The 13903-nt window shown below is 69.8% G+C and carries 12 protein-coding genes; 10 read left to right on the top strand and 2 right to left on the bottom strand.

Annotation, left to right across the window (positions count from 1 at the left end):
* The first annotated feature begins 71 nt into the window (after positions 1-71).
* The 4 genes from ACZ561_RS09335 to ACZ561_RS09320 all read left to right on the top strand — a co-directional run bounded on the left by ACZ561_RS09335 (position 72) and on the right by ACZ561_RS09320 (position 3478).
* Complete coding sequence (locus ACZ561_RS09335) at positions 72-416, top strand: hypothetical protein (protein ID WP_470991466.1); 345 nt, start codon at positions 72-74, stop codon at positions 414-416.
* A gap of 9 nt (positions 417-425) precedes the next feature.
* Positions 426-974, top strand: coding sequence for a hypothetical protein (locus ACZ561_RS09330; protein WP_470991463.1), 549 nt, complete (start codon positions 426-428; stop codon positions 972-974).
* Positions 975-1153: 179 nt separating this feature from the next.
* Positions 1154-1930, top strand: a complete 777-nt coding sequence (locus ACZ561_RS09325) for a L,D-transpeptidase family protein (RefSeq protein ID WP_470991460.1) — start codon at positions 1154-1156, stop codon at positions 1928-1930.
* 141 nt (positions 1931-2071) lie between these two features.
* Complete coding sequence (locus ACZ561_RS09320; RefSeq protein WP_470991457.1) at positions 2072-3478, top strand: serine hydrolase domain-containing protein; 1407 nt, start codon at positions 2072-2074, stop codon at positions 3476-3478.
* A gap of 82 nt (positions 3479-3560) precedes the next feature.
* On the opposite strand, the gene ACZ561_RS09315 is transcribed toward ACZ561_RS09320, so the two are convergent.
* Positions 3561-5159, bottom strand: coding sequence for a glycoside hydrolase family 53 protein (locus ACZ561_RS09315; protein ID WP_470991454.1), 1599 nt, complete (start codon positions 5157-5159; stop codon positions 3561-3563).
* Positions 5160-5266: 107 nt separating this feature from the next.
* Positions 5267-7288, bottom strand: coding sequence for a beta-galactosidase (locus ACZ561_RS09310; RefSeq protein ID WP_470991452.1), 2022 nt, complete (start codon positions 7286-7288; stop codon positions 5267-5269).
* A 191-nt stretch (positions 7289-7479) separates the two neighbouring features.
* Here ACZ561_RS09310 and ACZ561_RS09305 point away from each other — a divergent pair, with 191 nt between their 5' ends.
* From ACZ561_RS09305 to ACZ561_RS09280, 6 genes are all read left to right on the top strand, one after another.
* Complete coding sequence (locus tag ACZ561_RS09305; protein WP_470991449.1) at positions 7480-8790, top strand: ABC transporter substrate-binding protein; 1311 nt, start codon at positions 7480-7482, stop codon at positions 8788-8790.
* A complete protein-coding gene (locus ACZ561_RS09300; RefSeq protein WP_470991446.1) occupies positions 8787-9821 on the top strand; it encodes a carbohydrate ABC transporter permease in 1035 nt (344 codons plus the stop codon). The genes ACZ561_RS09305 and ACZ561_RS09300 overlap by 4 nt, the downstream gene beginning before the upstream one ends.
* Positions 9818-10735 (top strand): carbohydrate ABC transporter permease, encoded by a 918-nt coding sequence (locus ACZ561_RS09295; RefSeq protein ID WP_470991444.1) that lies wholly within the window; start codon positions 9818-9820, stop codon positions 10733-10735. The genes ACZ561_RS09300 and ACZ561_RS09295 overlap by 4 nt, the downstream gene beginning before the upstream one ends.
* 26 nt (positions 10736-10761) lie before the next feature.
* Positions 10762-11787: a LacI family DNA-binding transcriptional regulator gene (locus ACZ561_RS09290; protein WP_470991441.1), complete on the top strand. Its 1026-nt coding sequence runs from the start codon at positions 10762-10764 to the stop codon at positions 11785-11787.
* 205 nt (positions 11788-11992) lie between these two features.
* Positions 11993-12703: a cyclodityrosine synthase gene (locus ACZ561_RS09285; protein WP_470991438.1), complete on the top strand. Its 711-nt coding sequence runs from the start codon at positions 11993-11995 to the stop codon at positions 12701-12703.
* Positions 12693-13877, top strand: a complete 1185-nt coding sequence (locus ACZ561_RS09280) for a cytochrome P450 (RefSeq protein WP_470991435.1) — start codon at positions 12693-12695, stop codon at positions 13875-13877. Before ACZ561_RS09285 ends, ACZ561_RS09280 begins: the two co-directional genes overlap by 11 nt.
* Positions 13878-13903: the final 26 nt, after the last annotated feature.

Below are 13903 nucleotides of genomic sequence, written 5' to 3'. Positions count from 1 at the left end.
GCACCGCGCGGACGACAGAAGCACGCGACAGGCCGGGCCCCGTGGTGGAGCGGCAGAAGAGGGAGACCCCGATGGACGTCCAGCACTTCGAGCGGATCACCGCGTTCATCGAGGACCGCCTCCGGCCGCTGTTCGACCCCGAGAACGGCAGCGACCACGGATTCGGGATGGACGACACCTCCCGCGCCCTGCGGGCCCTCCTCGGCACCGTGAAGGCCGCCGCGGCGGTCAAGGGCCTCGCCAAGCAGCGGGCGGCGGCCGACCCGGCGATGCGCAACATCATCGACCAGGCCCTGGAGCACAACTGGGACGTCCTGCGCGGCGTCGCCCGCAACTGGGAGGACCACCCGGACTTCGTCCGCGAGTTCAAGCGCCACGCCTGGGAGCTCGACGAGACCCCCGCCGCCACCGCCTGACACCGGATCATGAACTCGGAGATCTGGACCGCACTCCCGGTCGAGGCACGTCAGGCGGTCGACGACCTGATCCGTCTCGGCCGCCGCCTCACGGCCGTCAAGGAGATCCGCGACAGTTTTCCGGAACGATCCCGACCAGGCCTGTACGAGGCGCTCGATGTGGTGATCGAGCGCTACGGGGAACTCGGCAGGCGCTTCGCGCCCGGTCCGACGGAGCCCCTCGACCCGGCGGCCCTCGCCGAGCGGGCCGCGAAGCTGCCGGGCCGTCCCGTCGCCGTCGAGGCGGTGTGGGACGGCGATTCGTTCGGCTGGAGGGTGCTCCTCCTGCTCATCACCGACGATCCGGCCGCCGAGCACTACCTCGCCGAGATCCGGCACGGCGGCGACCTGCGTGTGTTCAACGGCACCGTCCCGCCGTGGCCCGAGGCCCAGGAGGCGCTGCGCGAAGGCCCGGACCTGGCCGAGCGGCTGGGCGTTCCCTTCCACTTCGCGAGCCCCGACTGCCCCGACGACGAGGCGCCGCGGTGGCGGGAGAGTCGGGGAGCCACTCCTTCCTGACGGCGCGCCGGCGCTTCCTGTGAGGGCGCCGCCCCCTCTGACGGTTGTTCAGAAACGTCCTTGGCGATGAGTCGGCTCTGCCCCGGTCGGGTGAGGAAGCCGCTCTTCCGACAGAGACGTACGCGGACCGGGTACACATCGCCGCACTGCCGTTTCCGAGCGTCGGAGGATGCCGCCCCATGTCTGTCAGGAAGGTACGCCCCGGCCGTGGGCTGACCGCCGCCCTGTGCGCGACACTCGCCGTAGTCGGCTACACGACGGTGTCACCCGAGGAATCCACGCCACCCGCCCCGCCCCGCGCCGCCGCCAAGAACGCCGGCTCCGGGGCCGCCGCCCCCCGGCCCGCCGCACCCGCGGCCCGGCCCCCCGCCCCTCCCGGCCTCGGCCCCGCCACCCGTACGAGAATTCCGGACGGCTCACGCCAGGTGTTCGTGGTCACGGGGAAGACCCGCGACACCAACGTGGCCAAGGCGGTGTTCTACGAGCGGGACGCGGCCGGGCGGTGGCAGCGCGCCGCCGGTCCCTGGACCGCTCACAACGCACTGCGCGGCTGGACGAACGACCACACGGTCGGCGATCTGCGCACCCCCATCGGAGTCTTCACGCTCGGCGACGCCGGCGGCCTGATGCCGGACCCCGGAGCTCTATTGCCCTACGACCAGGACGAGCAGTTCGTCTCCCCGGGCACCGGTTTCCTCGGCGAACCCCTGGAAGGGTCGTTCGACTACGTGGTCGCCATCGACTACAACCGCGTCTCCGGAACGACCCCGTTGAACAAGGAGCGCCCGCTCGGCGAGGAGCGTGGCGGAGGCGTATGGATCCATGTCGACCACGGTGGCCCCACACAGGGGTGCATCTCCCTGACGGCCGACGTCATGCGACTGCTGCTGCGCCACCTGGACCCGGCCAAGGAACCGGTGATCGTGATGGGTCCCGCCGAGGAGATCGCACGGTGATCCGAAGAGGGGGCTGACAGCCGGCGCTGCTCGCTGACAGGCGACAACGCCGTTTGTCAGCGAGCGGTCTGCGAGCTGTCAGGGCACCCGGGCATCGTCGTGGTCATCAAGAACGACGACACCCGATCAGGAGAAACCACCATGAGTGCCAGCACCACCCAGAAGTACCGGACCGAGCTGACCGATTTCGTCGCGCTGACGGCCGAGAAGTTCGACATCCCCGGTGTCACCGTGGGCGTGTGGGCGGACGGCCGCGAGGTCTTCGCGAGCCATGGCGTGACCAGCCTCGACAACCCGCTCCCCGTGGACGAGGAAACGCTCTTCCTGCTGGGCTCCGTGACGAAGACCTTCACGGCGACCGCGCTGATGCGGCTGGTCGCCGACGGCCGGGTCGAGCTGGACGCGCCGGTGCGCCGGTACGTTCCCGAGCTCGTGCTGGCCGACGAGAAGGCAGCGGCCGAGATGACCGTCCTGAACCTGCTCAACCACACCTCGGGCCTCGACTGGAACCTCATCGTCGACACCGGGGACGGCGACGACGCCTTGGCCGCCTTCGTGGCGAAGATGGCCGAGCTGCAGTTCGTCGGTGAGCCCGGCGCCCGTGCCTCGTACAGCCAGGCCGCGTTCAACCTGCTCGGGCGGGTCCTGGAGAACGTCACGGGTCTGACGTACGAGCGGGCCATCGCCTCGCTGCTCGTCGAGCCGCTGGGGCTCTCGCACAGCTTCTTCGGCACCGCCGAGGCCATGACCAGGCGGTTCGCCGTGGGGCACAACCCCGGCGAGGACGGCGACCTCGCCGTCGCGAGGGAGTGGAAGCTCACCCGAGCCAACAACCCCGGCGGGGGTCTCGCCTCCTCGGCGTCGGACGTCCTCGCCTGGGCCAGGTTCCAGCTCGGCGACGGTCTCACGGAGAAGGGCGAGCGGCTGCTGCCGACCGAGGTGCTGCACCGGATGCGGGAGCAGACGGTCGAGCTGCGCGGCAGCAATCTCGGCGACGGCTTCGGCCTCTGCTGGTTCCTGCGCGAGGTGGACGGCGTGAGGACCATCGAGCACGGTGGTTCGGTCAACGGCCAGTTCGTCGAACTGCTGCTCGTGCCCGAGCGGAACTTCGCCGTCGTCGCCATGTCCAACGCCGGCCCGGACGGCATCCCCTTCAACCGGACCGCCGTCCGCTGGGCCCTGGAGCACTACCTCGGCGTCGTGGACAAGGACCCGGAGCCGCTTCCGTACGACGCGGCGCGGGCCCAGGAGGTGGTCGGCGGGTACGAGAACGACGCCATGACGCTCGCCGTCGCCACCGACGGGGCGGAGCTGACCCTCGCGGCCGGGATCAAGGCGGAGATCCGCGCCGCGGCCGACTACGAGATGCCCGCGGACTACGAGCCGGCGGCCATGGGCCTGCTGCCCGGCGGCGGCGACGAGTTCATCGTCACCGCGGGTGGACTGGCGGGGCAGCGAGGCTTCTTCTCCCGCGACGCGAGCGGTGCCATCGCCGGAATCGACCTCGGCGGACGGGTCTTCGGCCGGGTGCACACCGCCTCCGCGTAACGGTTCCACAGGCTCCATCGGCTCCACCGAGCGACCGGCCCCGCCTCCCCAGGGAAGCGAGGCCGGTCGCCGTGGTGTCCGGTCAGCGATGGGCGAGCCAGGAGGCCGCCGGCAGCAGCCTGCTGTCGTAGTCGAACAGGGCCTGGTTCTCCCAGCCGTTGCCCGACGCGGGGTCCGCCGGGTCCCAGCCGTTGCCGGCGACGGCGGTCCAGGTGGGCTCCCAGTAGACGACACCCAGTCCGCGACCGTTCGGCACGGCCTCCACGACGTTCATCACGTCCCGCAGCCAGGCAGACTGACCGGCCGTGCTCGCCGGGTAGCCGGAGACCAGCTCCGCCGACGTGTCGATGATGTTCTCGTGGCCGTCCTCGCTGTCCAGCCGGAACGGGTACGCCGTCTCGGCGACCATGACCTTCTTCCCGTAGCGGGCGGAGATGTCGTCGAGGTTGGTCTGCAGCGCGGACAGGGATCCGTGCCAGTATCCGTAGAAGGAGACCGCGATGACGTCGTACGAGACTCCCTGAGCGGTCGCGTTGTCGAACCACCAGCGGTACAGGGCGTTGTCGCCGCCGTGCGCGAGATGGAGCGCCACCTGCGTGGAGGAGGAGACGGCCTTGGTGGCGGAGATGCCCGCCTTCAGGAGCCCCGCCAGCTGCGACCAGTTCTCCGTCGAGCCCTCGGGCCACAGCATCCCGGTGTTGATCTCGTTGCCGATCTGCACCATGTCCGCCGTCGTGCCCTGCGCCTTCAGCGCGTTCAGGACGTCGTAGGTGTGGTTGTACACGTCGGTCGTGAGCTGACTGTACGAGTGACCGGCCCACGCGGCGGGCTTGGCCTGGGCGCCGGGGTCGGCCCAGGTGTCGGAGTAGTGCAAGTCGACGAGCAGCTTCATGCCCTGCGCCTTGATGCGCTGAGCCGTCGCCAGGACGCGCGCCTTGTCGTTGTAGCCGTCGGCCGGATTCACCCACACCTTGAGCCGGCCGTAGGTGGCGCCCGCGGACTTCAGGATCGCCACGGCATCCCCGGTCGCCCCCGTGCCGGTGCGGTACGTACCGCCGAGGTCCTCGCTCTTCTTCAGCGAGGAGATGTCGACGCCCTTGACGGACAGGCCCGTCGAGCCGGAGGTGAAGGTGAGGTCGTCGACGTTGAGCCATTGTCCCGCCGACGCGTGGGAGTTGACGCTGACCGTGCACTGGCCACCGGTGACCTTCACCGAGGTCACGAGGCGTATCCAGGCGCCGTTCGGGGTGGGCGGCAGGTCGGTGCGCTGCTCGGCGGAGCCGCAGTTGCGCAGCGCGAGACGGGCGGTGCTCTGGCCGCCGCTGGAGCGCACCCAGGCGCTCAGCGTGTAAGGGCCGTCGGTCAGCCCGGACAGGTACTGGTACGTCTCCACCTGGTAGGCGGTCGAGGCCCAGTGGCTCAGCCGGTAACTCCCGGCATGGCCGCCGGCCTCCGTGAAGGAGGCCGAGTTCTGGCCGGTCGCGGAGTAGGTGGACCAGCCGGAGGGTGTCGCGGTTCCGGTGCCGTCGGCCTCGAAACCGGTGTTGGCGAGCGTGGTCGCCGCCTGGGCGGGTGCCGCGGGCAGTGCGGCCAGGAACAGGGCGCCGAGCGCGGAGGCCGCGGCGACTCTTAGGCGTGTACCTGACATGAGTGACCGCAGGGTGCGGGGAACGGCGTACATCGTCGATGTCCCTTCGACGGTGGAGGGAAAGGGAGGTGGTGCGGTGGTGCCGTTCACCCGGGGGCAGGCGTGCGGGACGCCCGTCCCCGGGGAGTCATGGGAGGCGGTCAGGCGTCGAGACGCACGACGCGGACCGAACCCGCCGGGAGGGCGAGGTGACCGGCGGAGCGTTCGCCGCCCAGGAGTTCGGTGCCGGGGGACTCCAGCGGCACCTTCACGTCGTGTTCCGTGTGGTTGAGGGCGAAGAGGTAGTCACCGCCGCCGCCGGAGCGGCGGACGACCTCGACGTCGTGCGGGAGATCGCCGCGAGGCGCGATGCCGGCGTCCTCGCAGGCCGCGCCGAGGATGGTGTCCAGCGAGACCGCGTCGAGCCGGGTGGAGACGTACCAGGCGGTGCCCTTGCCCAGGCGATGGCGGGTGACGGCGGGGCGCCCGGTGGCCGGCCCGTCCGCGTACGTCCACACGGGCCGGGCCCCGCGCGCGACCACGAACTCGGTCCAGACGTCCGCGGGCAGCGTCGCCCCGCCCGGGCCCGCGATCCGCACCGACTCACCCTCGCCCAGCGGCGACCACTCCTCCACAGTCAGCCCGAGCACGTCCCGCAGGACGCCGGGGTACGCGCCGGGGTGGACGGCGTCGTGCTCGTCGACGATCCCGGAGAAGTACGAGACGACGAGCGTGCCGCCGTTCTCCACGTACGCCCGCAGGTTGCGGCCCGCGGCCTCGGTGGTGAGGTACAGCGCGGGCACCACGACCAGCGGATACGCCGACAGATCGGCCTCCGGGCGGGCGAAGTCCACGGTCAGATGCCGGTCGTAGAGCGTCTCGTAGAAGCTGTCGGCGCGCTCGCGCGCGTCGTGGTCCTCGGTCGGGCGCCACTCAAGGCTCTGCGCCCACCACGACTGCCAGTCCCACACCATGGCGACGTCCGGGACGGTACGCGTGCCGCGCAGCGTGGCCAGCGAGTCGAGATCGCCGCCGAGCCCCACCACCTCGCGCCAGACGCGCGAGTCGGTTCCGGCGTGCGGCAGCATCGCCGAGTGGAACTTCTCCGCGCCGCTGCGGGACTGGCGCCACTGGAAGAACATCGAGCCCTCGGATCCGCGCGCGACATGGGCGAGCGCGTTGCGGGCCATCTCTCCCGGACGCTTGGCGGGGTTGCGGGGCTGCCAGTTGACCCCGGAGGTGGCGTGTTCGAGAAGCAGCCAGGGCGCGCCGCCCGCGACGGAGCGGGTCAGATCGGCGGCCATGGCGAGGTTGACGTGCGTGCGGCGCCCGTCGGTGATCAGGTAGTGGTCGTTGGTGACGAGGTCGACCTCGCGGCCCCAGGCCCAGTAGTCGACCGCGTGGCACTGGCTGAGCGCGGTCATGAAATTGGTGGTGACGGGGACGCCGGGGGAGAGCCGGTGCAGAATGTCCCGTTCCATGCGGAAGTTCTCGCGCATGGTGGCGTCGGCGAAGCGGCGGTGGTCGAGCTGCTGGGCCGGGTTGCCCACGGTGGGGGTCAGGCGCGGCGGGTCGATCTGCTCGTACGAGGTGTAGTGCTGGCCCCAGAAAGCGGTGCCCCACGCTTCATTGACGGCCTCGACCGATCCGTACCGCTCATCCAGCCACCGGCGGAAGTGGGCCGCGCAGGTGTCGCAGTAGCAGGCGCTGACCGGGACGCCGTACTCGTTGTGCACGTGCCACATCGCAAGCGCGGGGTGTCCCGCGTACCGTTCGGCCAGCTTCGTGGTGATCCCGGCGGCCGCCTCGCGGTACGCCGGTGAGCTGTGGCAGATCGCGCCGCGCGAGCCGAACGCGTAGCGCACGCCCTCGCGGCTGACCGGCAGTGCCTCGGGGTGGGCTCGGTAGAACCACGCGGGCGGCACCACCGTCGGCGTACCCAGGTCGACGCGGATGCCGTGTTCGTGCAGCAGGTCCAGGACCCGGTCGAGCCAGCCGAAATCGTATGCTCCCGGCTCTGGTTCGAGCAGCGCCCAGGAGAAGATTCCGACGCTCACCATGGTGACGCCGGCCTCGCGCATCAATAGGACGTCCTCCTGCCAGACGCTTTCCGGCCACTGCTCGGGGTTGTAGTCCCCGCCGAAGGCGAGGCGGTGCAGACCTCGGGGGCCGGTGTCCTGCATGAGGTGTCTCCTGAGCGTCGAACTCGAACATCTGGGAACGTACACACATCAGATCTCGATGTGGCAACGCAACATAACCGCACACGATCCACCATTGACAAGTGTCCGGAACGTTTCTCTACTGTGAACGCTCACAGATGCATGGCAGGTCCTTCCGCGACGGAAGGACCGCTCGTCAGGGGAGAGGCTCCATGCCCATCGTTTTGCGCCACCGTGTTGTCGCCACTGCCACCGCCGTCGCGCTCGGCGCGGCCGTGCTCACCGCCTGCGGCTCGTCCGACAGCGCCGAGCAGGCCGAATCCGGTCCCGTATCGCTCACCTACTGGGCCTGGGCGCCCAACATGGACAAGGTGGCCGCGATCTGGAACAAGAAGAACCCGGACATCAAGGTCACCGTCCAGAAGCAGGCTTCCGGCGACGACCTGGTCACCAAGATCATCACGGCCTCCAAGGCCCACCAGGCCCCCGACCTCGTCCAGGCGGAGTTCCAGGCACTGCCGACGCTGGTCAGCAACGACGCCCTCGCCGACATCTCCCAGGAGGTCGGTGGCGTCAAGGACGCCTTCGCACCCGGCCTGTGGCAGCAGACCACGCTCGGTTCCGACGCCGTCTACGCCGTGCCCCAGGACTCCGGCCCGCTGATGTTCTTCTACCGGACTGACCTGTTCCAGCAGTACGGCCTCACGGTCCCCACCACCTGGGACGAGTTCGCCGCCACAGCCAAGGCCCTCAAGACCAAGGCTCCCGACAAGGCGCTCACCACCTTCTCCTCCAACGACTCCGGTCTCTTCGCCGGCCTCGCCCAGCAGGCCGGCGCCCAGTGGTGGACCACCCAGGACCAGAAGTGGAAGGTCGCCATCGACGATCCCGGCACCAAGATGGTCGCCGACTTCTGGGGCGGCCTCGTCAAGGAGGGCGCCATCGACAACCAGCCGATGTACACCCCCGCCTGGAACAAGGCCCTCAACACCGGACAGCAGCTCGCCTGGGTCAGCGCCGTCTGGGCGCCGGGCATCCTGACGACCGCCGCGCCCGACACCAAGGGCAAGTGGGCCATGGCCCCGCTGCCGCAGTGGGACGCGTCGAAGCCCTCCACGGGCAGTTGGGGCGGATCCACGACCGCCGTCACCACCGACTCGAAGCACAAGGCGGCCGCCGCGAAGTTCGCCACCTGGCTGAACACCGACCCCGAGGCGCTCGCCGCCCTCGTGAAGGAGGCCGGCATCTACCCGGCCGCCACCGCCGCCCAGACCGGCGGCGCGCTGGCCAAGTCCCCGGACTTCTTCGCCAACCAGGCCGAGTTCTACACGAAGGCGGCCGAGATCGCGAAGACCACCGCCCCCGCCGCCTGGGGACCGAACGTGAACGTGGCCTACACCTCCTTCAAGGACGAGTTCGGCAAGGCCGCCAAGGCCAAGTCCGACTTCGGCGCCGCCCTGACCGCGATGCAGGGCGCCACCGTCGCCGACCTCAAGAAGCAGGGCTTCGAGGTCGCCCGGTGACGCAGCCCATCAAGGGCGTGCGCCGGGCGTACGGGGCCCAGCCGGCCCCGTACGCCCACCCGTCGCCCACCACCACCCTCAATCGAGCGCGAAGCGCCCCCTCCTTCTCTCCGTCGCCCACCACCACCCTCAATCGAGCGCGAAGCGCCCCCTACCTCTTTCTCCTCCCGGCAGCCGTCCTCTTCGTCCTCTTCTTCGCGCTGCCCATCGGTTACGCGCTGTGGCTCAGCTTCCACAAGATCGAGGTCAAGGGCCTCGGTCTGGGCAAGGGTGACAGGTACGAGGTGTGGGCGGGTCTGGAGAACTACACCGCCGCCCTCACCGACTCCGAACTCGGCCACAGCGCCCTGCGGATCGTCGGCTACGGCGCGATCGTCGTCCCGGTCATGCTCGGACTCGCGCTGCTGTTCGCGCTGCTGCTCGACTCCGAGCGGGTACGGGCCCGTTCCTTCTCCCGCCTCGTGATCTTCCTGCCGTACGCGGTCCCGGGAGTCATCGCGGCCCTCATGTGGGGCTTCCTCTACCTGCCGGACGTCAGCCCCTTCTACTACCTCCTCGACGCTCTCGGGATGCCCGAACCGGACCTGATGGACGGCGGCCCGCTGTACCTGGCGATGGCCAACATCGCCGTATGGGGCGGCACCGGCTTCAACATGATCGTGATCTACACCTCGCTGCGCTCGCTGCCCACCGAGGTCTTCGAGGCCGCCAAGCTCGACGGCTGCTCGGAGCTGCAGATCGCCCTGCGGATCAAGATCCCGATGGTGGCGCCCTCCCTGGTCCTGACGTTCTTCTTCTCGATCATCGCCACCCTCCAGGTCTTCAACGAGCCCACCACACTCCGGCCGCTCACCAACGGCATCCCCACCACCTGGAGCCCCCTGATGAAGGTCTACAACGACGCCTTCACCGGCGGGAACATCCACGCCGCCTCGGCCACCGCCGTGGTCCTCGCCGCCGCCACCTTCCTGCTCTCCTTCGGCCTGCTCAGGGCCTCCAACCGTCGTACGAAGCAAGGAGCCACCCGATGAGCGGGCTCGCCTCCCCGCCGCAGGTACGCAAGGCCGCCCCGGCCGCCGGCAGCACCCCCGGAACGTCCCAGGGGCCTCCGCGCCCCCGCCGCGTCGCCCTCCTGCCGACCGCCGCACTGCTCCTCGGCGCGCTCTACTGCCTGCTGCCCATCGCCTGGGTCCTGGTGGCCTCCACCAAGTCGGGCGCCGACCTCTTCTCCACCTTCACCTTCCTCCCCGGGGACGGCCTCGGCGACAACGTCGCCGACCTCGCCGCGTACCGCGACGGTCTCTACTGGCGGTGGATGGCCAACTCCGTGTTCTACGCGGGCCTCGGCGCCGTGCTCTCCACGATCGTGTCGGCGCTCGCCGGCTACGCCCTCGCCGTCTACCGCTTCCGCGGCCGCGAGACGTTCTTCAACCTGATTCTCACCGGCGTGCTCATGCCCCCCGTCATTCTCGCCATCCCGCAGTACCTGCTCATGGCCGAGGCCGATCTGACGGACACGTACCTCTCCGTCCTGCTGCCGCTGATCCTCTCGCCGTACGGCGTCTATCTCGGCCGGATCTACGCCGAGGCCGCGATCCCCATGGAGCTCGTGGAGGCCGGCCGGATGGACGGCGCGGGGGAGTGGCGCATCTTTCTGCGGATCGCCCTGCCCATGATGTCACCGGGGCTGGTGACCATCTTCCTCTTCCAGTTCGTCGCCATCTGGAACAACTTCCTGCTGCCGTTCATCATGCTCGGCGACGACGAGAAGTTCCCCATGACCGTCGGTCTGTTCACCCTGCTGAAGCAGGGCGCCGGACAACCCGCCCTCTACACGCTGGTCGTCACCGGCGCGCTGCTGGCGATCGTCCCGCTCATCGCGCTGTTCCTGGTCATCCAGAGGTTCTGGAGCCTCGATCTGCTGTCCGGCGCCGTAAAGTCCTGAGCACCGGGGAACAAGGGGAAACGAGCATGAGCATTCCAGCGGGCAGGCGTCGCCCGGCCACGATCCACGACGTGGCGCGAGAGGCAGGGGTCTCGCGCGGCACGGTCTCGCGCGTCCTCAACGGCGGGCACTACGTCAGCCCTACGGCCAAGGCCGCCGTCGACGCCGCCATCCGCAGGACGGGCTACGTCGTGAACCGGCACGCACGCTCGCTGATCACCGGCAAGTCCGACTCGGTGGCGTTCCTGCTGACCGAGCCTCAGGAGCGGTTCTTCGAGGACCCGAACTTCAACGTGCTGCTGCGGGCCTGCACGCAGGCGCTCGCCGCCCAGGACATCCCGCTGCTGCTGATGATCGCCGGCACCGAGGACGAACGGCGGCGCAATCTGCGCTACATCGAAGCCGGCCACGTCGACGGCGTCCTGCTCGTCTCCAGCCACTCCGGCGACCCCGTCGTCGCCCATCTGCACGCGGCGGGCGTCCCGGTCGTCGCGTGCGGCAAGCCGCTCGGCCAGACCGCCAAGATCGGCTATGTCGCGGCGGACGACCGGGACGGCGCACGGGACATGGTCCGCCATCTGTACGAGACGGGGCGCCGCCGCATCGCCACCGTCACCGGCCCCCTGGACACCCCGGGCGGCGTCGAACGCCTCGCGGGATACCGCGAAACGCTGGCCGAGTACGGCCTGCCCGTCGACGACGCGCTGATCGCCACCGGGGACTACAGCCGGGCGAGCGGGGCGAGCGCGGCCGCCCGGCTCCTCGAGCGGGCCCCGGACATCGACGCCGTGTTCGTTGCCTCGGACCTGATGGCCCAGGGCGTGCTCGACGCCCTCGACCGCGCCGGCCGCCGGGTCCCCGAGGACGTCGCCGTGGGCGGCTTCGACGACTCCCAGGCGGCCGTGTCCTCCCGTCCGCCGCTCACCACGATCCGTCAGCCGTGGGACCGCATCAGCACGGAAATGGTCCGGATGCTGCTCGCCCGCATCGGCGGCGAGGAACCGTCCGCGGTCATCCTCCCCACGGAGCTGGTGCGCCGCGAGTCGAGCTGAGCGTCCAACACCCGAGACAATGGCCGGAATATGCCGCTCCAAATGAAGGACGGCGTATCAATTTCGGTCATGTACAGACGATTACAAGCCACGTCGCAATCAGAATCGTCACTCTGTGGAGATCGCCGGTAACTTCATGCCGTCGCCGCCACACCAGGGGCACACGGCCCCGACGGGACTAGCGGCCCGAAGGACATCTCTTCACTTGTCGACGACAGCGACCGACAGCTTCAAGGTCCAGCCGTATACGCAGCACTGCCAAGTGATCCACACCGAAGGCGCCCACGCGGTCATCGGAATCTCCCCCGGAAACGGCTACTTCTCCGCTCAGCGCGTGGCCGACCTCGCCACCTGGGGACTGCGCAACTTCGAGCAGGTCGACCTCATCTACACCGACCTGCACGTCGCAGACATGTACGAGGCCCTCGGCTACCCGCCGGACGAGGCCCGCCGCAAGACGGTCAAGAACCTCCGCGGCGTGCGCGCCAAGGTCAACAACGCCGTCGCCGCCACCGACCCCGGCGGTGAACGGCTCCGAGGGCGCCCCATGTCCGCGCTCCTCGACATACCTGCCTACCGGCACCTGCGCAAGCACTTGGACGACCTGCTCGCCACCGACCCGGAGTTTCTCGCCACCTGCGACAAACTCGTCGCGGCGTTCCTCTCCTCGAAGGTCCTCGAAGGCCAGACCGCCACAGCCCGCCAGCGCGAGGTCTGCCTCCAGTACATCTGCGCCGAGGCGCCGCTCTTCCTGGACACCCCCGCGATCCTCGGTGTCCCCTCCTCTCTCAACTGCTACCACCAGCTCCTGCCGATGGCCGAACTCCTCTACTCCAGGGGCTCCGGACTGCGCGCCTCCCGCAACCAGGGCCACGCCATCGTCAGCGCGATCCTCGGAGACCACGATGACCACTGACACGCTCACCGACTTCCCGTTCTCCGCCCGCGGGGACCGTCTTCCGACCGAGATCGAGTCCCTCCGCGCCGAGCCGGTCAAACGAGTCCGCACCATCGCCGGCGACCCGGCCTGGCTGGTCTCCTCCTACGAGCTGTGCAAGCAGGTCCTCGAAGACCCCCGCTTCTCGCTCAAGGACACCTCGGCGCCCGGTGCCCCCCGGCAGTACGCGCTGACCATCCCGCCCGAGGTGGTCAACAACATGGGCAACATCACCGGGGCGGGGCTCCGCAAGGCCGTCCTCAAGGCGATCAACCCCAAGAGCGACGGCCTCACCGAGTGGATGCGCCGCCACGCCTCCGAACTCGTCGACGAGCTCGTCGCGTACGGCCCGCCCGTCGACCTCCGCGGCCGGTTCACCAACCCGTACGCGGAGAACCTCCACTGCCGGATCCTCGGCATACCCGAGGCCGACGCGCCGCGCCTCGCCGCCAGCCTGGACATCGCGTTCATGAACTCGGCCTGCCCCGTCACCGGCGCCCGGCTCAACTGGGACCGCGACATCGCCTACATGGTCGAGCGCCTGGACGACCCGGCGACCACGGGACTGATGGCCGAACTCGCCGCCCTGCGAGGGAATCCCGACTACGCCCACCTGACCGACGAGATGCTCGCCACGGTCGGCGTCACCTTCTTCGGCGCGGGCGTCATCTCCACCATGGGCTTCCTCACCATGGCCATCTTCTCGCTGCTCCAGAACCCCGACGTCTGGGAGCGGCTGCGCAAGGAGCCGGAGCGGATCCCCGCCGCCGTGGACGAGTTGCTGCGCGTCAACCTCTCGATCGCCGACGGGCTGCCGCGCCTCGCCCTCGAGGACGTCACCCTCGGCGACGTCGAGGTCCGCAAGGGCGAGCTGCTCCTCGTCCTGGTCGAGGCGGCCAACACCGACCCGGCCGTCTTCCCCGACCCGCACACCGTCGACATCACCCGGCCCAACGCCGCGGCGCATCTGTCGTTCGGGGGCGGCGGCCACTACTGCCCGGCCACGGCCCTCGGCAAGCGGCACACCGAGATCGCCCTGGAGGTGCTCCTCGACAGGATGCCCGACCTCCACCTCGCCGTCCCGGTCGACCAACTCGTCTGGCGCACCCGCTTCATGAAGCGCATCCCCGAGCGCCTTCCGGTCGCCTGGTGACCGTCGCCTGACCCGTTCCGCACGCC

The sequence above is a fragment of the Streptomyces sp. NPDC039609 genome, from assembly GCF_055596705.1.
The sequence above is the reverse complement of the archived record's forward strand: the minus strand, read 5'-3'. Positions and strand labels throughout refer to the sequence as shown.

Coding starts and splice junctions, on each gene's coding strand:
- ACZ561_RS09335 (WP_470991466.1), top strand. CDS start 72: ATGGACGTCCAGCACTTCGAGCGGATCACCGCGTTCATCGAGGACCGC.
- ACZ561_RS09330 (WP_470991463.1), top strand. CDS start 426: ATGAACTCGGAGATCTGGACCGCACTCCCGGTCGAGGCACGTCAGGCG.
- ACZ561_RS09325 (WP_470991460.1), top strand. CDS start 1,154: ATGTCTGTCAGGAAGGTACGCCCCGGCCGTGGGCTGACCGCCGCCCTG.
- ACZ561_RS09320 (WP_470991457.1), top strand. CDS start 2,072: ATGAGTGCCAGCACCACCCAGAAGTACCGGACCGAGCTGACCGATTTC.
- ACZ561_RS09315 (WP_470991454.1), bottom strand. CDS start 5,159: ATGTACGCCGTTCCCCGCACCCTGCGGTCACTCATGTCAGGTACACGC.
- ACZ561_RS09310 (WP_470991452.1), bottom strand. CDS start 7,288: ATGCAGGACACCGGCCCCCGAGGTCTGCACCGCCTCGCCTTCGGCGGG.
- ACZ561_RS09305 (WP_470991449.1), top strand. CDS start 7,480: ATGCCCATCGTTTTGCGCCACCGTGTTGTCGCCACTGCCACCGCCGTC.
- ACZ561_RS09295 (WP_470991444.1), top strand. CDS start 9,818: ATGAGCGGGCTCGCCTCCCCGCCGCAGGTACGCAAGGCCGCCCCGGCC.
- ACZ561_RS09290 (WP_470991441.1), top strand. CDS start 10,762: ATGAGCATTCCAGCGGGCAGGCGTCGCCCGGCCACGATCCACGACGTG.
- ACZ561_RS09280 (WP_470991435.1), top strand. CDS start 12,693: ATGACCACTGACACGCTCACCGACTTCCCGTTCTCCGCCCGCGGGGAC.